Source organism: Nostoc sp. DedQUE02 (genome assembly GCF_034531035.1).
GTDB lineage: Bacteria > Cyanobacteriota > Cyanobacteriia > Cyanobacteriales > Nostocaceae > Nostoc.
The window spans coordinates 17,489-41,334 of the sequence record NZ_JAVRBY020000003.1 but is presented as its reverse complement, the minus strand read 5'-3'; the positions used below and the strand labels follow the sequence as shown (position 1 = coordinate 41,334).

Here is a 23,846-nt window from a genome sequence, read left to right as displayed (position 1 = left end):
GCAGCCTAAAAGCTCAGGGACGAGGGAGACGCGCATCCCAATACAGTTCAGTTAAGCAAATTTATCTGTTAAGGCAGGCTGTTCTTGAGCAGGGGAGGCTTCAGGAGCAGGGGGAGAGAAAAAAGCTTAACTGAACTGTATTGACGCGCATCCCATAAAATTAATTCCGCGCGATACCTTCATCACGCGCGGCGCGTTGGACAGCAGCAGCAACAGCAGTGACGACGCGCTCATCAAAAACTGAAGGGATAATATGTTCCCGATTCAAGTCTGAAGGCTTAACTAAAGAAGCGATCGCACTTGCGGCTTCTAGGTACATTTTGATGGTAATTGCCTGTGCCCGACAATCTAAAGCACCACGAAATACCCCAGGAAAAGCGAGGACGTTATTGATTTGATTTGGGTAATCACTGCGACCGGTGGCGATGACAGCAACATCTTTACTGATTAATTCTGGCTGAATCTCTGGAATCGGATTTGCCATTGCAAAGATAATTGGATCTTTCGCCATCGATTGCACCATTTCTGGTGTCAAAACTCCTGGTGCGCTGACTCCAATAAACACATCTGCCCCTTGCATTGCACCTGCTAATGTACCCTGACCTTTGACAGCAAATTCGAGTTTTTCCTCTGTTAAATCGGTGCGACTGGTAGAAAGAATCCCTTTAGAGTCGCACATCCAGATTTTTTCTGCCCCAGCTTTACGGAGTAACCGAGCGATCGCTACTCCCGCCGCCCCAGCACCGTTAATCACAATCTTGATTTCTGCTAAGGATTTATTTACCAGTTTCAGGGAATTAAACAACGCTGCCAAGGTGACAATTGCTGTACCATGCTGGTCATCGTGAAAAACAGGGATATCTAACTCTTGGCGTAATCTCTTCTCGATTTCAAAGCAGCGAGGTGCAGCGATATCCTCTAAGTTCACGCCTCCAAATACTGGAGCAATATTCTTAACTGCCTGGATAATTTCTTCTGTATCTTGGGTAGCCAGACAAATGGGAAAAGCATCTAGCCCCGCAAATTCCTTGAATAGCATTGCTTTACCTTCCATGACTGGTAGGGCGGCGGCTGGGCCGAGATTTCCCAAACCCAAAACGGCACTACCATCGGTAACTATAGCAACGGTGTTTTGTTTGATGGTTAACTTGTAAACTTCCTCTGGATCTTGAGCGATCGCTGTACAAATTCGACCGACTCCGGGGGTGTAAGCCATTGCCAAATCGGAAACACTCTTGAGAGGTATTCTGCTGGTAATGCTAATTTTGCCACCGCGATGCAAATTAAAGGTGCGATCGTAAACACTGAGTAACTTGATGTCTGGCAAGGCTTTGACTGCTTGCACAATGGTTTCAGCGTGTTCAGTACTAGCAGCATCCACAGTCAGATCGCGGGTGGACTCTTTGCGGGTTTGCTCGATTAAATCAATTTGACCGAGATTACCACCACAGGTTGCGATCGCATGTGTTACCGACGCCAACATCCCTACACGATTGGGAATTTGCAAGCGCAGTGTCAAACTAAAACTAGAATTCGGAGTTAGGTCTGCCATGTTGATTTTGGATTTTAAGTTTTAGATTTTATATTGAATTGAGACAAAAACTAAAATCTGAGATTTGTAGTCTGTGGAAACACAATGTATGTTATCTCCTGGGATAACACTCAGTAGTTAGTTTATCCACTGCTCCCAATACTACTGGGGTTTTGCATTTTCAACTCAGAATTTGGTTTGGGGAAAAGGTTACTGGGTTTGGGTTAAAGGTTTTTTATTTCCCTTTTTCCCTTCCCCTTTCCCCCAAAACCCGACAAGTATTGCCACTGCTCCCGGTTTTGATAATTATTTTTATTTATACCAATGCATTTACTAATATAAATGAGTAACAATTTAGTAATTGTACCCAAATACACCAGATATTTTTTTAATATTTTATCTATGTAAATATTTATATTTTTCAAAGCATTTTGTACTAAGTCTTACTTAGCTAAACGCTCAACAAATTCCGTGTGTTCTTTTGAATTTAACCCTTGTTGCAGCACTGCTAAAACTGTCGTCATGTCTCCTGTAAGGAGTGAGGTGACAGCTAACCACAAACCTGGAAATACTCTACTTTTAATCACACCATCTCCATCTGCGACAAGTGGCAAATATTCACCATTTTGCAAACAGAACCAGTCGAGTTTATTTTCCAAAGTCTGCCAGACGATGTATTCCTGCACTTCGTTGCGACGGTAGGCGCGTTTTTTATCGTATAAATCAATAGATGCACTACTGGCTGCTACTTCTGCTACTAATTCCGGTGCGCCTTCTACGTAATCATCTTCACTAATCTGTGCTTGTCCCTTAGTTGGTTTATCTATCAACAGCAATACATCAGGCTGTGGTTCATTGTCTAAATCTAAGCGCACGGTAGCATTGTCGCCTAGTGCTACGCCTGGAGTGGAAACTTGATATACTCCCAACCAGGTAATTAACTGTCCATGAGGTTGGCCATGACTTCTAAAACGCAGGGGTGATGCCACATAGACGACTCCTTCGATTAACTCTGCTTTTTTATTAGGCATTGCTGTATAACGACGCTCGAATTCGTGGCGGGTTAAGCGATCGCCGCTTTCTAAAGGAGGGATGGAAGCGCTATTATTTAAGCCATGTTCCACAGAAGCAGCCATTACCTAATTCCTCATCCGCAGGAGTTGTAGTTTGAATCTAACAAAAAAGCGCCCCCCATTTCTGGAGGGCGCTTTTTATTTAGCTAAACTTCAGTATTAACCGTTGATAGCAGGAGCAGTCATTGCTACAGGTGTAATTTCACCAGCAGCCAAATCTAGGGGGAAGTTGTGAGCGTTACGCTCGTGCATTACTTCCATACCCAAGTTAGCGCGGTTGATTACGTCTGCCCAAGTGCTGATGACGCGACCTTGGGAGTCAATAACTGATTGGTTGAAGTTGAAACCGTTCAAGTTGAATGCCATCGTGCTGATACCCAAAGCGGTGAACCAGATACCGACGACAGGCCAAGCTGCGAGGAAGAAGTGCAGTGAACGGCTGTTGTTGAAGGAAGCGTATTGGAAGATTAGACGACCGAAGTAGCCGTGGGCTGCAACGATGTTGTAGGTTTCTTCTTCTTGACCGAACTTGTAACCGTAGTTTTGAGATTCGGTTTCGGTGGTTTCACGCACCAAGGAAGAAGTTACTAGAGAACCGTGCATTGCTGAGAACAATGAACCGCCGAATACACCAGCCACACCTAACATGTGGAAGGGGTGCATCAAGATGTTATGTTCTGCTTGGAACACAATCATGAAGTTGAAGGTTCCAGAGATACCCAAAGGCATACCATCAGAGAATGAACCTTGACCAATTGGGTAGATCAAGAATACTGCGGTAGCGGAAGCCAAAGGTGCGCTGTAAGCTACGCAGATCCAAGGACGCATACCTAAGCGGTAAGAAAGTTCCCACTGACGACCAAGGTAAGCAGCGCAACCGATCAAGAAGTGGAAAACTACCAACTGGTAAGGGCCGCCGTTGTACAACCACTCATCTAAGGAAGCAGCTTCCCAGATTGGGTAGAAGTGCAAACCGATAGCGTTTGAAGAAGGAACAACTGCACCAGAGATGATGTTGTTTCCGTAGATCAAAGAACCTGCAACTGGTTCACGAATACCATCGATGTCCACAGGAGGAGCAGCGATGAAGGCGATTACAAAGCAGGTGGTTGCAGCTAGCAGGGTTGGGATCATTAGGACACCAAACCAACCGATGTAGATTCGGTTGTCGGTGCTGGTAATCCACTCGCAAAAGCGATCCCATACGTTAGCGTCAGAGCGCCGTTGTAAGGTTGTGGTCATTGTTTTATAAGTGCAATGGGTTGTTAAATATGGAACAAGCAGATTTTGTATTTGCCTGTTAAATTACAGTCTACATGAATTTACTTTGAGGCGATGTTTGACTTAATATTCTGTAACAAAATCCTTTAAAAAGCTCATCGAACTGTAAAGTTTTCCCACGATAAACAATAGTGATAAAAGCCATAGATTGAGGCTTTGTAACTCATTCCAACATATAACTTTCAATGACGCGATCGCCTAGTTATTTACCTTTACACTTCTTTACAATTAGCCTAAAGAAAAAATTTTAAGTTTTGCTGATTTGTAACGAGATAATAAGTTATATATTGCCTGATATTTCAGTTAAAAATCAAAATAGATGTAGGGCAAACTGCCTTCAGGAGCTAATAACCAAACAGCGTAAAAGCACAGGGGAACAAAGACAAGCTTAAGGGGCCAGTTAAACTCTAACTTCAGCATTCGGTTGAAGGCATAGACTACAGCCATCAGGGCAGCTAAAGTTAGAAGTACCCAAGTCAGTTGGTATTGGCTCATATTTAAAGCTTCTACATAGACCTTTTCAGCAAACTGGGCGTCAGCCGGATAACCCCAAAGATGCCGAATTACCAAAGAAGAGTCTTGGAGATTGGGTAAGCGAAACCAGATCCAAGAGGTAAAAACCATCAGTTGGGTTAATAACCAAGCGACAAAGATACCCAGAGGATTTTGCCAGAATTGTTCTAGATTTTCAACGCGATCGCTTATAGAATCTGTAAGTCGATGAACCACCAAAGCTAATCCGTGGAATATGCCCCAAACGACATAACCCAAAGCAGCACCGTGCCATATACCAGCAATTAGCATCACAATAAATAAATTCCAGCAGGTACGGACTAAACCCCGACGGGAACCACCCAAAGGAAAATAGACATAGTTACGTAGCCAATCTCCGAGAGTGATATGCCAGCGCCGCCAAAACTCTGAAATATTGGTGCTGAAATAAGGAAAGTCAAAATTCTCAGGTAGAACTAAACCGAAAAGCATAGCACTACCACGGGCAATGTCTACATAACCATTAAAATCTAGATATAACTGCAAGCCGTAGGCTAATGTAGCTAACCAAAGATCGGTACTACCGGCACGTTGCAAATTACCAAAACATAAATCGACAAAAATTCCTAAGTGGTCTGCAAAAATACCTTTTTTGACTGCACCCCTAGCAATCAACCACAGTGCCTCAGCTACTCTATCGGTACTGGGTAATTCTAGTGTATTGAATTGATTTGCAAAGTTGTGGTAGCGCGTAATCGGGCCCGAAATCAGTTTGGCGAAGAAGAATTTGTATGTAGCAAATTTGAGAAAACTTTCAGTAGCAGGGGCACCGCGATATACATCTATTAAATAGGCAATACATTCAAAGGTAAAAAATGAAATTCCCAACGGTGCAATCAATTTAAAAGAGTTATCTGGTGAGTTTGTTTGCACATGAAAAATAAACTTGAATAAAGGGGTAAAATACTTAAAAGCTAATAACAATAAAACATTTAGAGTTATACCCAGCCACAAAACTTTTAAACGGCGACGATTCCAGTCTACTTGAGCAAATTGCCACTCTTCATTAGAAATTTGCCAGTCAAGAGAATGTTTTCCTGGTGATGTATTTTTACCAATTTCCAAACCAACACGGAAATTGATAAATGTCAATGCTAATAGTAATGGTATGTATTGGACGTGCAAAGATGCATAGAAAACCAAACTGGCAATTAGCAGCGTCCACAATCGGAATTTATATTGTGCTAAAGACCAGTAAATTCCTAACACACTTAACAAGAACAGCCCATAGAAAATTGATATAAAGTTCATTTTTTAGTCATTTGTTATTTTTATTGGGCATCCCTTCTCTGCGAGACGCTACGCGTTAGCGGAGCTTTCGCTTTAGCGATACGCTCAGGGCAAGTGGGCATTGGGCATTAGGAATATCCTCCCCTGCCTCCCCTGCTCCCTCTGCTCCCTCTGCTCCCCCTGCTCCCTCATCTCCTTACTTCACTGTCCAAGGAATCATCGGATCGTTAGCCAGCTTTTTCGAGACTTCGTATGCGCCAAAGCGGTTGAGGTGGCTAGGATCGGAAAAGAAGTCATTTGCTTTTGGCCATTGTTGGCTCAAATCACGATAAATAAAGTTGGGATTGGTAGCCAAACGCAACATATATTGCTGAAATTCTTGCTCATATTGTCTACGCACTGGATCTAAATAATCTGCTGTCAAAGGCATATTGACAAAGACTAAAGAAATTTTATGAGACTGAGTAAACTGAAGCACTTCCTGAAAAGCAGCATCTTGCTGTCCTTCTACTTGGAAAGATTTATAATCATTGTCATAATTTCCGGGAACTCTAGAATGTTTTTGATAGTATCTAGCGGGATTAAAGCGAATAGATAAAGGTAGAAAGCCATCAAAGTCAACTGCTTGCTCAGAAGTACTCTCATCCGAAGTACCGTCTGTTAGCTGTTTTTTTGATACATCTGTCTGATTTTGACCGAGTATGAGCAATTTATTTTGGAGTAAACTTTTAATTTGGTCACGGTTTTTATAGCTAGCAGAAACAGATGCTAGAGCCTGATTTAATGAGTCATTAACAGCTTGATATGTACTAATTTCCTGTTTTTCTTCGTTTGTCTTTTTTTCTTTCGAATCTACCGTATTCTCTGGCAAATTATTGCTATTTGCAGTTGTTGATGTTTTTTGGAATGCTTGTTTATAACCAGCTGATGCCGCGATCGATTTAAAGGTAATATCTTCGCGTCCACCGTTGAAAGCACGCGCCCCATCTGCCCAGATAATTATTTTGGGTAGTTCTGAGGGTTCTAGTACGTGGCGAATTACAAAGTCTACAACTTGTGCGGTAGCACCGTTGATCCCAAAGTTAAATACGTCAAGATTTGGATATCCCTGAGTCGCTAAAGCTTTAGAAAGTGCTGCCGGATCTACTCCCCTGAGAGCGCGGGAGGAGCCAATAATCAATACATCTGGTGGACTACCAGTTCTAGCTAAACGCTGTTTATACAGTGCTAGTTGCTCGTCTAACTGCCTGACATTGAAACTTGGCATCTGCGATCGCGCTGCTAAAAGAATAGCTGTTGCGGTCGCTTTTTCCTTCAGTGGTGCGGCTGCCAAATTCTTGCTAGATGTATCATCACTTTGGGTAAATTCCGAAGCATTAAATACAGAACTTTGATTTGCAGGAGATTTTGCCTTGGAAGTGCTGGTAAATAATGTCGTTTCTCCACTCTGATTTTTTCCTGATGTCAAAGATGCCTTGTGCTCAGAAGATGATGGGAGATTAGCACTAGCGACTTTTGGCGAACTAGGCGTAGTACTTGCAATAATTCGACCTAGTACCCAATCGGTTTGGAGGGTGATCAATAATCCCAGTGTTCCCCAAACCAGAGCAATCTTAATCCCTTGAACATCATGCTTATATTCTGCTGACTGGTTGCTTTCGGTAAATAGGTGACTTTTCAACAGGAATTTTCTCGCTGTTGCAGTCGCAGTTGTCATCCAATCTCGCGCGACTTCGGTTACAAAACTTTGAACTTCTTCTGTTGTTAAGTCGGGGCGCAAAATTGGTTCACTAGTCTCAGAGGTTACTAAATCGTTAACGTATTTAGAAGTAGCAGCAAATTCTGGGGTTGCTTCTGGTACTAAACGTTGGCGATGTTCAAGATCAACGCCATAATGCCAAAAAGGTTCTTTATTCCCAGCACGGCGACCGTAGATACGTACTCCCATAATACCGGGAATTTTTAAATGGCGGATAAACTGCGTAATTTTACTTGCTACTTGTTGCCGCACTGGACAAACAGGTGCATCACACATGATGTGTAATAAATCATTTTTGTTCAGCAGCAGTACGCGAATTCCACCTGTTAATAAACGCCAATCCAGGTCAGGATTGAGTAAGCGCTCCAGTAAAAATATAATGGCTGGTTCATCGCCAGTATTTGCTAAATCTAATGGTGATGTGGCAAAGGCGGGATGCTTGGCTGCGGGTAAAGCTAGCCAATCAATCCAAGTTGGTTCCTTGTCGCCTGCTTTTTGTCCGTATACGGTGGCAGCGAGAATGCCTTGAGGAGCGATCGCTTCTAGCTGCGGTAAAATTGCCTCTAAGCACACTGCCTTGTCTGGGATGGGGGCAGTTCCTAAAGGATCAAAAGCTGGGATACAAAAGATATGTAGCGTTGATTCTTTCAAAGAAACCTGGACGCCAACTTTTAACCCTGATAGTGTCTCAGTTAATAATCGCGCGATCGCTTGGATATCTCCCCAACGCGCCCACTCTTTAAGCATTACCTCTGGTGGGGTCAAATCCACCCGCAGTAGCCAATCAGGGGCACTTTCGCCGCTTACCTGAGAAACAATTACGGCATCTTGGTAGCCAGAAAGCTTGAGATAACGCAACTTCTCTGCTATTGGTTCAGCAAGCAACGATGCATCAGGGCTATAGCTTGACTGGCAAAATATCCACAGGCGATTTTCTTCTGGCTGAGAATTTTTGGGTTTATATAGCTTAATTTTTGCTTGTACTGATACACCTAACGTACTCAGAGTTTCGCTAAGATATCGAGCGATCGCCTCTGGATTTCCTTGGCGTGCCAAACTTTCGTTAGAGACAATTAGCGCCCCACCCGGTTGTTTTGATTTTTCCGAGTCTGCTAGCAGCGCTTGTTGTACCTGATCGAGATGCTTATCTATTTGATTTAAGTGAACTCGATGGCACCATGAGGGGCGCTGTTCCCCTTTTCTGCGGCCATAGACAAATACTTGATATATTGAGGTTTGTTCGCTGTTTGTGAGGATATCTAAGTTTGTTTGCTGTAATGCTTGCAGCAAGTCAGACAAAGTACGCCAACGCTGCGGACATTCTGTACCTTCACAAAGAATATGAAGGTCATTTCCCCGCAACCGGACTTTCACTCCGAAAGTGTTGATCCCTGTTGCTTGGCTTACCCATTGCACTAAGGATTGCTGGCGATCTGGTAATACTGTTTTCATGCTCAGTTAACTTTACAGGAAGCGATTGGTGGGGGATAGTGCCTGCACTTGTAAACTAGAACCATAGGTCTATCACACTCTGACGGTTTTTTTTAACAATTTTGTTACCTTCGTAGCTCACAAAATCGGCCAAGATAGTCTTGTATAGGTTGCAAGTCTGACTAATATTGAGTTTTGCGTTTATTTTACTAATAGGGAGTCAGAATTCAGAAGTTAGGAGCTAGAAGTCAGAATAATTCTATATGACTGGCTGATGATTTGTCCTTTAAGGCCGGACTTGCGTAACCCCCCTAGTTGGGGAAACAAACAACAAGCTTATCCCATTTCAACTCCATTCCTCGATGTTGGAGTTATCTTAACTCCTAACTCTGAACTCTTGTACAAACGCGAATAATCGTGTCTCTCCTAACAGACGCAATCGCGTCTCTACTCATAATTCCCATAACCAAAAATTAGCCATGTCTCCTACCAACCAACAGTCTTCACCTAAACCCGCATCCAATCTGGATTTATTTACCATTCCCCAGTCATTCCTTTTACAAATAGGTACAGCGTCTATATTACTGCTGCTGATTACCGGAAAAACTACAGTAAGAGCACTAGAAAGCATCGGTGAAGCCAGTGAAGAATTATTTCGAGGCGATCGCCTACCCAATCTAGACTTCCCAGATGAACACGAAATCAATCAAGATGAGAAGATATACACCAAATAATTATTTGCTCAGGAACAACCCGGTGAGCATTAAGTGCAAAACCTAAAACCGTAAACAGTAATTAGCTTTACAAGAATAGAGAATATGGGTTCCCTTTTATACTCTTCGTCTCAAACTGCGGATTTATACCCGGTGTCGGAATTATTTTTGCGTCATCGTCTCCAGGTAGTGGAAGAATTGTGGGAGTCAGTTCTCCGGCAAGAATGCGGTCAAAATATGGTGGACTTGTTGCGTCAGTTGCGCGATCTATGTTCGCCAGAAGGACAAGCAACAAACGACCAAGCATCCTCAGCCGTCAAATTAATTGAACAACTAAATATCAACGAAGCAATTCGCGCGGCTCGTGCTTTTGCTTTGTATTTTCAGCTGATTAACATCATAGAGCAGGAATACGAACAACGGCAGCAATTGAGCCGCTACGAGGCTGATACAGAGGAAATAGAGCCGGAAACACCATCCAATGTTAACTATTCGTCTAATCAAAGAGAAGATGACGCGCCTGTTAGCAAGGGAATAGCAGCAGACTTCCTCAAAAAAAATTATCTCGAAAAAGCGCAAGTCAAACCAAAAGGTACTTTTGCTGCTTTATTTCCCTATTTATTCAAACTGAATGTACCACCCCAACAAATTCAACGTCTAATTGCACATCTGGATGTACGCTTAGTTTTCACCGCGCACCCGACGGAAATTGTTCGTCATACCATCCGGGATAAGCAGCGACAGGTGGTACAACTTTTGCAAAAACTGGATGCCTTGGAAAACCATTCCGGGACTACACCAGGAGCATATCCTTGGGAAGCAGCAGATGTCCGCGAACAATTGCTAGAAGAAATTCGCCTCTGGTGGCGCACAGACGAACTTCATCAGTTCAAACCCACAGTGCTAGATGAAGTAGATTATGCTCTACACTACTTCCAAGAAGTTTTATTTGATGGCATTCCCCAACTTTATAAACGTTTCAAACACACTTTATCCAATACCTTTCCTTGGCTAGAACCACCGAGTAAAAACTTTTGCTCTTTCGGCTCCTGGGTAGGCTCAGACAGGGATGGGAACCCATCAGTCACACCCGAAATTACCTGGCAAACAGCTTGCTATCAGCGCAAAATGGTGCTGGGGAGATATATTCAGTCAGTGAAAAATCTGATTGAATTGTTGAGTGTGTCGATGCATTGGAGTGATGTCTTACCAGACTTACTGGAATCTCTGGAATTGGATCAGTCCCAGTTGAGCGAAGTCTACGACGCACTAGCGCTACGTTATCGACAAGAACCCTATCGGCTCAAACTGGCTTATGTGCTGAAACGGCTAGAAAATACTCGCGATCGCAATCTGGCTTTGTACAATCGAGAAACGCCAAAAAATCAAGATAGTCCCCTGTATCGTTCGGGAACCGATTTTTTAGCAGAACTGCGGATGATTCAGCGCAACTTGACAGAAACAGGTTTAAGCTGTCGAGAGTTAGAAAATCTGATCTGTCAGGTAGAAATTTTTGGTTTTAACTTGACACAGCTAGATATTCGCCAAGAATCATCCCGCCACGCCGATGCGCTCAATGAGATCCTCGAATACCTGCAAATATTACCTCAACCTTACAACGAACTCTCTGAAGAGCAAAGAGTTGCTTGGCTCACAGGAGAACTGCAAACCCGTCGACCATTAATTCCGGCAGAATTGCCATTTTCTCAAAAAACCAACGATGTAATTGAAACTTTTCGCGTCGTGCGATCGCTGCAACAAGAATTTGGTCTTAATATCTGCCAAACTTACATTATCAGCATGTGCCGCGATGTCAGCGATGTGCTAGAAGTTTTACTTTTAGCCAAAGAAGCCAGACTTTTTGACCCCGCCATTGCCGTCGGAACTATTCAAGTTATCCCCTTATTTGAGACAGTAGAAGATTTACAACGCTCTAGAAGCGTCATGCGAAAACTGTTTGAACTGCCGTTATATCGCGCTTTATTAGCTGGTGGTTACGAACAGACAACAGAAGGTACAGATGGAAATTCACCCTCCTCCGCTCCCACTTCGGCTACGCTCAGTGACCACCTGCTCCCCTGCTCCCCTGCCTCCTCCATCACCCCCAACTTACAAGAAGTAATGCTGGGGTATTCTGACAGCAACAAAGACTCTGGTTTTTTAAGCAGTAATTGGGAAATTCATAAAGCTCAAAAATCACTGCAACAAATAGCCGAAAACTACGATCTAAATTTGCGAATTTTCCACGGACGCGGCGGTTCTGTGGGACGGGGTGGTGGCCCTGCTTACGAAGCGATTTTGGCTCAACCGGGTCATAGCATCAATGGGCGAATCAAGATTACCGAACAAGGAGAAGTTTTAGCTTCCAAATATTCCTTGTTGGACTTGGCATTATACCACATGGAAACCATCACCACAGCAGTGATTCAAGCTAGCTTGCTGCGGACAGGGTTTGATGATATTGAACCCTGGAATGAGATTATGGAAGAATTAGCAGCGCGATCACGTCAACATTATCGTGCCCTAATTTACGAACAACCTGATTTTGTTGACTTCTTCCATCAAGTAACCCCAATTGAAGAAATTAGCCAGTTACAAATCAGTTCCCGTCCCGCACGCCGTCCATCAGGTAAGAAAGATTTAAGTAGTCTAAGAGCTATTCCTTGGGTATTTAGCTGGACACAAACCCGCTTTTTACTTCCTTCTTGGTACGGCGTTGGCACAGCCTTACAAGAATTCTTGAACGAAGAACCAGAAGAACACTTGAAATTGCTGCGCTACTTTTATGTTAAGTGGCCCTTCTTCAAGATGGTGATTTCCAAGGCCGAGATGACCTTAGCAAAAGTAGATATGCAAATGGCAAATCACTACGTTCAGGAATTGTCAAAACCAGAAGATCAACTTCGTTTTGCCAAGGTCTTTGACCAAATTGCCAGCGAGTTCTATCTTACAAGGGATTTGGTGTTAAAAATTACCGATCACAATCGACTTTTAGATGGCGATCCTGTATTACAACGATCTGTGCAGTTACGCAATGGCACAATTGTCCCCTTGGGATTTATCCAAGTTTCACTACTCAAGCGCCTACGACAATCCCAAAATACGACAGCTACATCTGGAGTCATCCACTCTCGTTACAGCAAAGGCGAATTACTGCGAGGAGCATTGTTAACTATTAATGGTATTGCTGCTGGGATGAGAAATACAGGTTGATTGAGAATGGGGCACTTGTACTGAGCTTGTCCTGAGCGTAGTCGTTGGCGCAGCCTCTCGTAGAGAAGGGCGTAGCCGAAGTATTGGGTATTGCAGATGGGAATAAGGGAGAAATGACTAACGCACTAATGACAAAAAATAGAATTTTAATTTGCACTTTTTTAGCGCTGTCATTAGGTTTTTTTGGGGCTTACACCAGTGGGCAAATCACCGTAATGCTTCATAGCCAAAAGTGCCAAAACCAACCTTGGGGTTTAAAGGAGATGTGTAACGCTTGGATGACACCAGGAGCAATATGGCAAGGTAGCACAAGAGGACTATGGACAGGTACTATCTTAGGGGCTTTTATTGGTGGTTTAGTGACGCGCCAAACTCGTGATTAGTCTAACGTTAGTTCGGCGAATCTCTCTATCTTGAACTTTAGTTCAAGTTTCTCTCTGAGTCGCAGCGATGCATTACATTACCAATGGAAAGCGGTTGCGTTTCCAATAAGTTATACTCCCACCCCTTCAAGGGGTGGAAGCATTAGTAAACTACTTGCCACCAACCGAAAGCAGGGCCGATAAAACGGATAGTTGCCCATCCGACAACCATAAGAACAATGCCTATCCAAGCACCACGAGTAGTCCAAGCGACAAATTGTTCGGCTTGGGTTTTTGTGATCGGAACCCAAGACAAGATTCGAGCCTCTTGACCGTATGTTTCCTTCAGTGTGGTTTTACGACGCTTTGCTTCACCCATAATTAGCAACTCAAATTCTACTTAGGTTCTAAATTTATCTTGGCAGGAATCATGGCTACAGAGAAGTGATGAATCACATCACCTTCTATTAAGTTGATAATAGTGCTTGCTTTTAGACGATCGCACTTTGGTTGACAAAATTTAAATTGGGCATTGGGCATTGATAACTCAACTTTAGGCAGAATTTTCCTCATTGCTATTAGAAAACAGGCTGGGATCGAGATAGTTAATACGTGCCAGTGGACTTAAAGCTGCCAGAATTTGAGCGCCGTAGCTACGGTTAACTACACGACTATCAAGCAAAGCCACAATTCCTTGACTTTCTCGTACTGGAGCGATCGCTCTTTGTAATTCATTTAAGGCAGATGGCAACAAGTATAAACGGAACCAATCTTGATGCGATCGCTTATAAAGAGCTACCCTACCAGCTACCAGAGGATTTTCCAAAGATGGTAAGGGCAAGGTAGCAATGATTAACAAATGGGGTGCTGGCAAAACTCGTTGATGTTCTCGCCAAAATTCCCAACCGCTAATCAAAATACCATTTTCATCTAAACAAGTTTTTTCTACTTGCACCCGCGAACCAAACTCTGAGGCTAAAATCGTTGCAACTTGAGCCTTGAGTGGTACATCCCCCACCAAGACAACCATTAATCCTGGTGCTGTCGCACTTAGACAAACCAGTGTGCGGACTTTGTGAATAAATGCCGCTTGAAATTCTGGTGTGTTGGGCAGAGGCAACTTATAAGGTATATACAGTTGGATTGCTTCTGCTTGACTCTCCGCAGAGAATTTCAGGCAAGTTAAATCTTCTAAACCCAAGCGTTGGCGAAAAAGGGGAGCCTCAGTTTCCGGTTCGATAGCGCTGCCAATTAAAACTACTGGTTGTCGCTGCCAAATGGGCGAGAGTATTTTCCCCAATTCCATTGGGGCGTAGTGCAAAGAAAATAAACCTTGTCGATGGGCAATAGTCGCCCAGAAGAGGGCAGGGGGGGAAAGATTTTCATCAAGGCTTTGAAATTGCTGCCAGAATTGTTTCCAAGGTTCTGGTAGTGCTTGTACTGACTCTAAAGCAGAATAGAGACGACTTAAAATTTCTATTTCTGGCTGGGAAATTAGATAGCACTGATATGGATTAGCAGGATGCTGAAAAAGTTCGTGTGTTAGTTGTATCCGTGCTTCGCGAATTGCCTCAGCTTGGTTTGGGCAAGCCAGCATCAGTTGATCCCAATCATGGGGTTGAATATCTTGGGTAAGTTGATGACGTACCCAATCTTCGAGATCGTCTACCCCATCAATAATTGTGGGAATACCTTGGGGAAAGCGATCGCCACCAGCCAATTGTCCTCTTAACCAAGCTTCTGGGGAGGTCAAGAGTAGCCCTTGGAACTCAGCATCAGGCCAAGCGTCACCTGTTCTAATCGATTTATTGGTTGGTAGCCACTGCTGTAGCCGGGGAATTTCCACCCGCAGCAAAAGTTGCTGTACTGCTTCTTGAGCAACAATAATTACAGGGCCATGCCACATCAGAGCTGATGCTACGAAACTAGTACGATACCGCCCTTGATAGCCACTAACTGCCCCGACTTGAATTAGGGCGCTACGTCCCAGGCGCAAGGCGCGTGCTACCAACCGTGCCATCGTCAAATGATGGGGCCAGGAAGGGAACCCCGCTTGCGATCGCAAAAAGTTATGTAGTGACAAATGAACTTCTGCCTCAATCACACGCTTTCAATTCCATACAAAGTGACTTTTACGAACAAAGCCCCATTTCTATTATGTTGTCATTTGTTATTTGTCATTTATCCTTTGCTAAAGACCAATGACCAATGACTAATAACCAATTACCTAATACCCTGAATTATGCCAACTTACACAGGAATTTCCAGCGAAGCCTTCAGGCATCCACTAGATCGCCAAGCCGAGCAAGCTTTACGAAATTTACCGGGATTTGATTTAATTGCTCGTAAATTTGTGGAATTTATCTACGAACGCCCTCAATTAGTCTATCTAATGGGTAACACCATCCAAGTCGGGCCGCGTCAATATTCCACTATTTACCAGATGTTTCGGGAATGCGTCCGAGATTTGGACATTTACCCAGAACCGACACTGTTTGTCTCGCAAAATCCCCAAGCAAATAGCTATGCCCTGGGGCAAGAAAATCCTTACATAGTCATAAATACAGGGATACTAGACTTACTAAACGAAGCCGAGATTCGGACGGTGCTAGCCCATGAACTGGGGCATATTAAATGTGGTCATACTATTTTAATTCAAATGGCGATGTGGGCGATGAGTGCTGCTTCGGCTTTGGGAGAATTGACCTTCGGCATTGGTAATATTGTCACACAAGGCTTGATTTACGCCTTTTTTGAGTGGCGGCGCAAAGCCGAGTTATCGTCGGATCGCGCTGCTCTACTAGTGATGGATGACTTGAACCCTGTGATGTCAACGATGATGAAGCTCTCTGGCGGCAGTAATAAATATGCCAATGAATGTAGTTTACAAGAGTTTATTAAGCAGTCAGAAAATTATCAGGCACTGGATGAAGATGGACTGAATCAGATATATAAATTCTTGATCTACAATGGCGCTCAGGGTACGATGTTGAGTCATCCTTTCCCTGTTGAACGCTTGCATTACTTACGGGCGTGGGCTGTATCTGAAGAATACCAACAAATTCGCCGAGGAAATTATCAGCGATCGCCTGCTTCTGGATCAGTAAATGTTTCAGCAGAATCTTCCGAAAATCAAACAGAAAGTTTACGCCGTCAAATTGAAGAATTACAGCGAGAAATCGACAGAATCAGAAGGAATCAGTAGTTCTTAAAACTAAAGGTGGATTTAGATCCCGGCGTTGCATAATTGCGGGATGATTTCGCAAGTTATGAAATCTCCCCCCCTGCTCCCGAAGCACCCCCTGCCTCCCCTGCCTGCCTAAATTCATCCCTCTGTTCTGCAACGCCTAGATCCCCGACTTTTTAAAGAAGTCGGGGATCTGGGTAGCAACTTTTTACAGGAAATTAAAAATCCTTAAGAGTTGAACCAAATAATTACTCCAGTTACCAGTACACAAATAATTCCCGCCAAGCCAGCTAGGGGTTTTTTATGTTTACCAGTGAACCAGTCAGAGACAATACCAGTGTAAGTAATTAGTTCTGCTGTATCTATGGTAGCGATCGCCCATATCCATCCCGCGTGTAATCCCCAAGCTAAACCCAAATTACCGCCAGAGGCAAAGCGTGCTAACACAAGTACAATTCCCATTAGCCACAATCCAGGAAGTTGGGGTGCAGTTTCGCGCTGCTCCCAAACCAAGTGTAACAAGGCAAAAATTAAGCTAGAAATTGCTGCTGCTAACCAAACTGGGTAATCCTGCGCTAATTCTGTGAACAGGAAACCGCGAAAAACTAACTCTTCTATGCCACCGACTAACAACGCTATCAAGAAAATCGGTAGCAAGATGGGTAATAGTAACTTTAAATTAGATTTTTCAAAAGAACACCACCCTAACCCTAATTGCCCACTAAATACAATAGCTAGACTCACAACTCCCAAAACAAAACCTAGTGCTAAAAAACCAAGAGTTGAAAAATTGCCAACAAAGCCGTAATCTAAAAAAGATTTATTAGTCAACCAAAGAACTCCCCAGACAATCAGAGGAGCTAATAGGTAAAGTGACACCAATAACGGCATTTTTTGCTCTGGCTGCAAAGGTTTAAATGGTTGCCAATTAAGCAATATTGCCGATATTGTTGCTACTGGCAACCAGCAAACTATCCAGCAAACAAAAAATGCCATCACTATAACTAGTGCTGGTGCATTTTCTATAAACGCCTGTAAGACGTTGACCGAAGACTCAAATAAAGTTATCAAAATAAACAAAAAAAACACGATAGACTTCTTGCATTATAGATTTCTTGCTGATAAATCAAGACTCTACTAAATTTGGTGACTTCTGCAAGGGGTCTAATCGTATTTTTTACCTGGCAACCAGTTTGCTGTCGGGGTAAGGACAAGTTATCATCACCTGAAACTTATCCCTACCATCAGCAAATTTACTCTTCGTCTTCCAAATCTTCGTCTGATTCGTCAGAATCTATATCTTGTGAGGTTAGTTTTTTATCGCTTTCACCTAATTGAATCAGGTGAATATGTTTGTATCCCAGCCTAATTTCAAACTCATCTCCAGGCTTCAAGCCCATTGCTTTGGTGTATGTAGCACCAATTACAATCTGACCATTTTGATGGACACTAACGCGATATGTCGGTTCGCGACCACGACCATCTTTAGGTGCTTCTGGACTTAGAGGAATTCCCCTAGCAGATAGCAAAGCGTCATAAAAATCAGTGAGATTGACACGAACCTGGTTATTCTTAGTAACAGTGTAATAGCCGCACTGTTTTGCTCTTTCTCGGCGTGGCAATGTGGAAAGTTCTTTTACTTTAGCAAGTAGTGCTTTTCCGGTTAATGGTGCGGTTGCAGTTTCAGTCATTATGCTCAAATTTTCCTTACTCTCTCCAAACTGATAAACGATGTAGTCTCATGCCAGCATTTGATTTTTTTAGCATTTGCATAGAGCTACTGAAGACCCTAGTGTAACTGGTGAATTCCTGCCGATAGGAGCCAAAAGCACTTCTATTATGGTTGTCCACAACCAACTAGAGGTTATAGTTGCCACAGACATTAATTTTGGTGATGTTACGGCACTTTTAAGCATTATTCGCCATCAGAAAGAAAACTATTTTCTTCTTTGGCGCTACTGTAGCGGTGTAACTTTCAGCCACCTTTACAAATAGGTTAGGTTCTACTGCAAATAAGTCGTAGACCCAAAAAATTGCAGGTTTTTCACTTTCAGTGCTTGCCTTTCTTGCCAATGAGTAAGTAGAGTTTTCTCCACTCGTCCTCTCAAGCTTAGGACAGCATAGTATTTCAATAGAGTCCTACGGGCATACACCCTTTTGTCCTGCCAGTAGAGACGCGAATTTTCTTGTCTCTACATTACGAATTAACAAAGCAGTAGTAACCGCGCTGATACGGCTATTGATTCTGGTTTTGCTACTTCGTAATTTTATATTAAATACTAGCATGGACTAATAATAGCAAAATAGTTGTTTAATTTTGAATTAAAGTTGCTAGTAAATTTTTATTTAAATTCCTGGACTTGAAAGTTGAAAAAAGCAGTGACGATTTTTCTAACCCTTTATTGCAAGCGTGAGCATTGCCATCTGGCTTTTAGAAAAATTTATATAATCGAGACGAGCGGTTTTGACCAATGAGTTCAATCCAATATTTTCTTGATTGAGAGCAAGCCAAAAAGCAAAAAGTCTCGCGTATCAGGGTTTCGCGGTTCTCTAACTTTTATTTGAAAGTGGTGAAGATTTTTCCTCAGTTTATTATCTTCAGGTCAAAAGCGGTCAGAGGATTTTGTACGTCTGTCTATGGGAAGAACAAATCTCTTAACATCTGTCTAGTGCTTGATTGCCACTACTATATATTAAACATCGGCTTTCACACTTCTATATAATTAAAAAGTTCTGTCAAGTAGTAGCGAAGGCGGAATTTTACAGTCAAGACTGCTTGGCTCCAGTTGACATCAAGACGTGTTGCTAACCTGACATGCATTTCATTTGGATACGATCGCTAGGTCAAAGATCAAGCTAAGTTCCTTTTTCAGTAAATCTTCTTTCCTTTACATTCCTAAACAGGTAAATTCAATGCAAAGCTGCGATTACATTTTTGGCGTTTTCACTCAGAATTTGACAAAAATCTTGCCTACAGGGCTGCTACAAGTAAAATTTTAATGGTTATCCTTAAACTAGAATCAGTTGCCCTTTAATCGTCAGCCTATTAACACTAGAGTTTGAATTAAGGGCAAAAAAGGTATAGCTCATTTTTCGCAGCTACCTGCCTTGATTCATGATTTTTGAGGCTGGTGAAGCAATTTTAAAATTTTGGTTAGTGGTTATGGAAGTTATTTTTAAGGTCATTCGACAGCAACAAAATTCCTCGCCTGTTGTGCAAACCTACTTTATAGAGGCAGAACCAGGTAATACAATCTTGGATTGCCTCAATCATATTAAATGGGAGCAGGATGGAACTTTGGCATTTCGTAAAAATTGCCGCAATACCATTTGTGGTAGCTGTGCAATGCGAATAAATGGGCGTTCGGCTTTAGCTTGTAAGGAAAATGTTGGCAGTGAACTTGCCAGATTACAACAAATACCATCATCCCCAACTAAAGTAAATGATATTCCTGAAATCACGATCGCACCTCTTGGCAATATGCCCGTGATTAAAGATTTGGTTGTAGATATGAGCAGCTTCTGGAATAATCTAGAGGCAGTTGCCCCTTATGTGAGTACGGCAGCACGACAAGTACCAGAAAGAGAGTTTTTGCAAACACCACAAGAGCGATCGCGCCTGGATCAAACTGGTAACTGTATTATGTGCGGTGCTTGTTATTCTGAATGCAACGCTCGTGAAGTCGATCCAAATTTTGTTGGCCCTCATGCCCTTGCCAAAGCTTACCGGATGGTAGCAGACTCTCGCGATAGCGACACCGAAAATCGTTTAGCAAGCTACAACGAAGGAACTAAAGGTGTGTGGGGTTGTACCCGTTGTTTATACTGCGATTCAGTTTGTCCAATGGAAGTTGCACCATTAGAACAAATCACTAAAATTAAACAAGAAATTCTTACCCACAAAGAAGTCAGCAATAGTCGCTCAATTCGTCACCGGAAAGTATTGGTAGATTTAGTTAAAGAAGGTGGTTGGATTGATGAACGTCAATTTGGTTTACAAGTTGTCGGTAATTATTTTCGAGATTTAAGAGGATTACTCAGTCTTGCACCCCTCGGTTTGCGGATGATTCTTCGGGGTAAGTTTCCCCTATCATTTGAAGCTTCAGAAGGGACAGAACAAGTGCGATCGCTCATTGAATCTGTGCAACAAGTGGAAGGGAATAGGAAATAGGCAATAGGCAATAGGCAATAGGCAATAGGCAATAGGCAATAGGGCATGGGGGAATTATTATTTTCTTTCCCCAGTTCCCATTCTTCAACGTGGCTCTTGAGGTATATTCAATGGCTGTCCATAGCGGTCATATACTAAAATATCCCACTGCCCGTTGTTACTAGATTCAAAAGCAATCCTGCTACCATCAGCGCTAATTGTAGGGTTGCGGACTTCCGCTTGCAGGTTATTGGTCAAATTCCGTGATTGGCGTGTTTCTCGGTCGTAGAGAAAAATAGCCGATCGCCCCTGACGACTAGCCGCAAACACAATATAACGACCATCCTGTGAAACACTGGGATGATTTGCGATCGCATCAAAGGAATTTAAACCTGGCAAATCAACTAAATCACGAGTTACCGTATCAAACATATAAACATCTTGGCTACCGCGTCGGTCAGTAATAAAAACAATGTATCTCCCAGAAATCTGGGGGTTTAATTCCGACGCTAAACTATTGAGACTCCGACCCCCCGGATCAAAGGGATAACTCAAAAGGCGAGGGTAGCCAAAACATCCAGTTAATAAACTTAAACAGAAAAATACAGGTATAAAAAAAACACGTTTCATATATTGGGCATCGGGCATGGGCATTAATTATTCTCCCTCATCTCCCTGCTCCTGCTCCCTCTCTTCTACGGAGGTGAACCTACGGTTGCACCGTTAGGAATATCTAACTCAATATTTGGCCCCCGGTCTAGGACTTCAATATCCCACTGACCACGGGTAGCGGTTTCAAAGACAACATAACGTCCATCTGGGCTAATATTTGGTTTTCTCACCCAGCCGCGATAAATTGGTGTGACGATTTGCGACTGTTGCGTAGCGCGATCGTAAAGCGCCACCACTGGTCTACCTTGGTCACTAGTAAGATAAGAAATATAACGCCCTGTGTAGCTCAAACTTGGACTTTCGGCAATTGTCTCCTGTCGGTTTATCCCCGGTGTGCTAATAAACAGCTGTCTTTCCAAATCGTATACTAGTAGCTGCTGATTACCATTTCGATTAGATACAAACGCTAAAAAGCGCCCATTTCCACTCAAAGCAGGTTGCTCCTCGGTGTAACGACTGTTAAGAGAAGTAGGCCCTATGGGAATATTGTTAGAACCACAAGATACAAGCAAACTTGTTAAACCAAAAACCAGGCTCCAATAAATTGGTCTTTGGAGCCAAAATGTAGGCGTAAATTTTTCCACCTCAACCGTTTTCCGTCGCCTCTAAATCTACTTCCACATCAACTGTTTTAAACATCGTCATCAAAATCGGTCGAATTATCTGACTCCTCATTTGCCCTTTCAATCGGGTTGTATGGCACATAATCAGTTGGAATCGCATCATCATCTTCGCGCGGTCTTCGAGGAGTTGAGTCCGTGGGCGGACGACGCCTTCTCGGTCTAGGAGAAACATCATCTTCACGACTTTCGGGACGCCCAGTTCCGTTATTACTGCGGCGAGAAGGTTTTCTAACTTCTCTATCCGAATTTTCCCAATCATCAACTTGCCTAGATGAAGAACCCCAATTTTCTTCTTCTAAGTTTTCCGAAGGGCGATTTACAGAACGCCCAGAAGTCCGCCGGCGCGTTCTATCTGCTGGAGGCTGTCTTTCGCTACTGGTGCTGTTACGGCGTTCTGAACGACGGGGGGGTTGATCCTCGTAGTAGTCATCACGAGTTGAAATCTCATCCCTGCTACCCCGAATCCGGGGACGCACGGGGCGTTCTTCTTCGTCTTCATAAGGCAGTGGATCTAAGTCTGCCTCCATCTCAGCTCCATACCTCTTGCGATTGCGGTTCATTGAATAGTTTCCGCTTACCTCTCGCTCATCGTCCACAATTGGAGTGTTGCGTTTAGCTTGCTGGGTAGCTATACTCCGCAGACGAATACTTTCAACCGCAAAAAATACAGTTGTGCCAACTAAAAGCAATTGACCAAATTGTAGAATCGGGTCTAGCCGCCATCCTTGAAAGACGAGAATGAAGCCGCACAGTAAGCCGACTGCCGCAAAAAAGATATCTTGATCTCGTGACAATTCTGGGCGCACAGTACGGAGAAAATACAGTGCTGCCCCAGCCACAGCCAGGAAAATTCCTAGAATACTGGCTGAATTTGCCCCAAAATTTACCTGAGCCAGAAAACTGGCTGAGTTCAGCCCAAAATTTATCATTGCTGTTTTCCCAATATCAAATCTATGTTAGCGAGTCACCATTAAAATCACTACTGTAATTAGTCACGATATATTGAAGCTTCAAAGCCTCTAGCAAAGAAGCTCTGAAGCTATTTAGCGAAAAGTAAAAACAATACTTCTGTCATCTACAACTGCCACTAAGCGCAGAAAATGCTGCTTTTGGTGCAATTAATGTAGATAGCAGACAGACAATCAATTATGAGAGTCAAATTGACTCTCATAAGCATTATGAACGCTGTATTTTATCTTTTTGGCTAATGAAAATTAGACCAACTGTAGCGGGTATTACCACAATTGCAGTACCCCAAACCAAACTCCAAAGAAAATTTGCTAAAGAAGGCGTCATACTTCTCAACCTTTTTTTACACACTTCATTTTAATTTTAATAGTGTATTACTTTCTTGAGAAGCCTCTAAATCTGAACTGCTAAACTTGGTAACTGCTTTCACCATTTGTGAAGTTAATCGCTTCATTGGTTAGATGAGCGAGTTTGCTTTTCTATTTCAGAAAGAAGTGACAGCATTTGGTTAAAATGATGATCAGAGGCCTTTACAAAGCTTAAAAATTTCTGGCGATGTCTATGACGGTCACTGAGCGACTTGCCCTGAGCGCAGCCGAAGGGAGCCGAAAGGAGCCGAAGTGCGAGCTACGCTACGTGAACCTGAAGAGCTTGCCGTTGCCTAATTTTTCTTTGTTTACAGATAGATAGTAGCTGAAACCGATGACTGGTGTTGATCTGACTGCTTGGATTCTTGGTCCTGCATTAGGGCTGATGACATTCTTCTTTATATTTCGGATCATTCTCACTTGGTATCCGCAAGTGGATTTGAATCGTTTGCCCTTTAATTTAATAGCTTGGCCCACTGAACCATTTTTAATCCCGTTGCGAAAACTAGTACAACCTATAGGCGGGGTAGACATTACACCTATTATTTGGGTTGGCATCTTCAGCCTGCTACGAGAAATCTTACTAGGTCAACAAGGATTGCTGACTATGCTATCTCGTGTGAATTAGTCTATTGGGCATCGGGCACTTGTACTGAGCGTAGTCGAAGTATTGGGCATGGGTAAGAAGGGTAAAGGGTAAAGGGTAAGGGGGAAAGGGTTGATTTCTTCATC

General features: G+C 43.0%; 21 protein-coding genes. 7 read left to right on the top strand and 14 right to left on the bottom strand.

Annotation, left to right across the window (positions count from 1 at the left end):
• Positions 1-160 precede the first annotated feature (160 nt).
• From RMX98_RS04205 to RMX98_RS04185, 5 genes are all read right to left on the bottom strand, one after another.
• Positions 161-1,552, bottom strand: coding sequence for a malic enzyme-like NAD(P)-binding protein (locus RMX98_RS04205; RefSeq protein WP_322676637.1), 1,392 nt, complete (start codon positions 1,550-1,552; stop codon positions 161-163).
• A gap of 422 nt (positions 1,553-1,974) precedes the next feature.
• Positions 1,975-2,667 carry a Uma2 family endonuclease gene (locus RMX98_RS04200; RefSeq protein ID WP_322676636.1) on the bottom strand — a complete coding sequence of 231 codons (693 nt, stop codon included), beginning with the start codon at positions 2,665-2,667 and terminating at the stop codon, positions 1,975-1,977.
• A 96-nt stretch (positions 2,668-2,763) separates the two neighbouring features.
• Positions 2,764-3,846, bottom strand: coding sequence for a photosystem II q(b) protein (gene psbA / locus RMX98_RS04195; RefSeq protein ID WP_409880785.1), 1,083 nt, complete (start codon positions 3,844-3,846; stop codon positions 2,764-2,766).
• Between the two features lie 342 nt (positions 3,847-4,188).
• Positions 4,189-5,688 (bottom strand): MBOAT family protein, encoded by a 1,500-nt coding sequence (locus tag RMX98_RS04190; RefSeq protein WP_322675693.1) that lies wholly within the window; start codon positions 5,686-5,688, stop codon positions 4,189-4,191.
• A gap of 175 nt (positions 5,689-5,863) precedes the next feature.
• Positions 5,864-8,878, bottom strand: a complete 3,015-nt coding sequence (locus tag RMX98_RS04185) for a DUF1574 family protein (RefSeq protein ID WP_322675694.1) — start codon at positions 8,876-8,878, stop codon at positions 5,864-5,866.
• 458 nt (positions 8,879-9,336) lie between these two features.
• On the opposite strand from RMX98_RS04185, the gene RMX98_RS04180 reads away from it, so the two are divergent.
• From RMX98_RS04180 to RMX98_RS04170, 3 genes are all read left to right on the top strand, one after another.
• The gene (locus RMX98_RS04180) at positions 9,337-9,591 is read left to right on the top strand and encodes a hypothetical protein (protein WP_322675695.1); all 255 of its coding nucleotides are present in this window, start codon (positions 9,337-9,339) and stop codon (positions 9,589-9,591) included.
• A gap of 84 nt (positions 9,592-9,675) precedes the next feature.
• Entirely contained in the window at positions 9,676-12,783 is a 3,108-nt protein-coding gene (locus RMX98_RS04175; protein ID WP_322675696.1) for a phosphoenolpyruvate carboxylase, read from the top strand.
• Between the two features lie 128 nt (positions 12,784-12,911).
• Complete coding sequence (locus tag RMX98_RS04170) at positions 12,912-13,166, top strand: hypothetical protein (RefSeq protein ID WP_322675717.1); 255 nt, start codon at positions 12,912-12,914, stop codon at positions 13,164-13,166.
• A gap of 142 nt (positions 13,167-13,308) precedes the next feature.
• On the opposite strand, the gene RMX98_RS04165 is transcribed toward RMX98_RS04170, so the two are convergent.
• Genes RMX98_RS04165 through RMX98_RS04155 form a run of 3 tightly spaced genes read right to left on the bottom strand, consistent with a single transcriptional unit; the run spans position 13,309 to position 15,249 of the window.
• Positions 13,309-13,524: a DUF2839 domain-containing protein gene (locus RMX98_RS04165; RefSeq protein WP_322675697.1), complete on the bottom strand. Its 216-nt coding sequence runs from the start codon at positions 13,522-13,524 to the stop codon at positions 13,309-13,311.
• Between the two features lie 17 nt (positions 13,525-13,541).
• On the bottom strand, positions 13,542-13,718 hold the full coding sequence (locus RMX98_RS04160; RefSeq protein ID WP_322675698.1) for a hypothetical protein: 177 nt from the start codon (positions 13,716-13,718) through the stop codon (positions 13,542-13,544).
• On the bottom strand, positions 13,699-15,249 hold the full coding sequence (locus RMX98_RS04155; protein ID WP_322675699.1) for an ATP-dependent DNA helicase: 1,551 nt from the start codon (positions 15,247-15,249) through the stop codon (positions 13,699-13,701). The genes RMX98_RS04160 and RMX98_RS04155 overlap by 20 nt, the downstream gene beginning before the upstream one ends.
• A gap of 138 nt (positions 15,250-15,387) precedes the next feature.
• Here RMX98_RS04155 and RMX98_RS04150 point away from each other — a divergent pair, with 138 nt between their 5' ends.
• Entirely contained in the window at positions 15,388-16,350 is a 963-nt protein-coding gene (locus RMX98_RS04150; protein WP_322675700.1) for a M48 family metallopeptidase, read from the top strand.
• Between the two features lie 210 nt (positions 16,351-16,560).
• On the opposite strand, the gene RMX98_RS04145 is transcribed toward RMX98_RS04150, so the two are convergent.
• Together RMX98_RS04145 and RMX98_RS04140 are read right to left on the bottom strand one after the other, a co-directional pair.
• Positions 16,561-17,421 carry a type II CAAX endopeptidase family protein gene (locus tag RMX98_RS04145; protein ID WP_322675701.1) on the bottom strand — a complete coding sequence of 287 codons (861 nt, stop codon included), beginning with the start codon at positions 17,419-17,421 and terminating at the stop codon, positions 16,561-16,563.
• Between the two features lie 164 nt (positions 17,422-17,585).
• Positions 17,586-18,023: an AbrB family transcriptional regulator gene (locus RMX98_RS04140; protein ID WP_322675702.1), complete on the bottom strand. Its 438-nt coding sequence runs from the start codon at positions 18,021-18,023 to the stop codon at positions 17,586-17,588.
• A gap of 148 nt (positions 18,024-18,171) precedes the next feature.
• Here RMX98_RS04140 and RMX98_RS04135 point away from each other — a divergent pair, with 148 nt between their 5' ends.
• Together RMX98_RS04135 and RMX98_RS04130 are read left to right on the top strand one after the other, a co-directional pair.
• The gene (locus tag RMX98_RS04135) at positions 18,172-18,327 is read left to right on the top strand and encodes a hypothetical protein (RefSeq protein WP_322675703.1); all 156 of its coding nucleotides are present in this window, start codon (positions 18,172-18,174) and stop codon (positions 18,325-18,327) included.
• Between the two features lie 1,168 nt (positions 18,328-19,495).
• Positions 19,496-20,503, top strand: a complete 1,008-nt coding sequence (locus RMX98_RS04130) for a succinate dehydrogenase/fumarate reductase iron-sulfur subunit (RefSeq protein ID WP_322675704.1) — start codon at positions 19,496-19,498, stop codon at positions 20,501-20,503.
• 84 nt (positions 20,504-20,587) lie between these two features.
• Here RMX98_RS04130 and RMX98_RS04125 read toward each other — a convergent pair whose 3' ends face one another.
• The 4 genes from RMX98_RS04125 to psbX all read right to left on the bottom strand — a co-directional run bounded on the left by RMX98_RS04125 (position 20,588) and on the right by psbX (position 23,073).
• Positions 20,588-21,112, bottom strand: coding sequence for a Tol biopolymer transporter periplasmic protein (locus RMX98_RS04125; protein ID WP_322675705.1), 525 nt, complete (start codon positions 21,110-21,112; stop codon positions 20,588-20,590).
• 65 nt (positions 21,113-21,177) lie between these two features.
• Positions 21,178-21,738, bottom strand: a complete 561-nt coding sequence (locus RMX98_RS04120) for a hypothetical protein (protein WP_322675706.1) — start codon at positions 21,736-21,738, stop codon at positions 21,178-21,180.
• Between the two features lie 47 nt (positions 21,739-21,785).
• Positions 21,786-22,706, bottom strand: coding sequence for a Ycf66 family protein (locus tag RMX98_RS04115; RefSeq protein WP_322675707.1), 921 nt, complete (start codon positions 22,704-22,706; stop codon positions 21,786-21,788).
• Positions 22,707-22,953: 247 nt separating this feature from the next.
• Positions 22,954-23,073 carry a photosystem II reaction center X protein gene (gene psbX / locus RMX98_RS04110; protein ID WP_013189728.1) on the bottom strand — a complete coding sequence of 40 codons (120 nt, stop codon included), beginning with the start codon at positions 23,071-23,073 and terminating at the stop codon, positions 22,954-22,956.
• A gap of 375 nt (positions 23,074-23,448) precedes the next feature.
• Between psbX and RMX98_RS04105 the strand changes: the two genes are divergently transcribed.
• Entirely contained in the window at positions 23,449-23,742 is a 294-nt protein-coding gene (locus RMX98_RS04105; protein WP_322675708.1) for a YggT family protein, read from the top strand.
• The last annotated feature ends 104 nt before the right edge of the window (positions 23,743-23,846 follow it).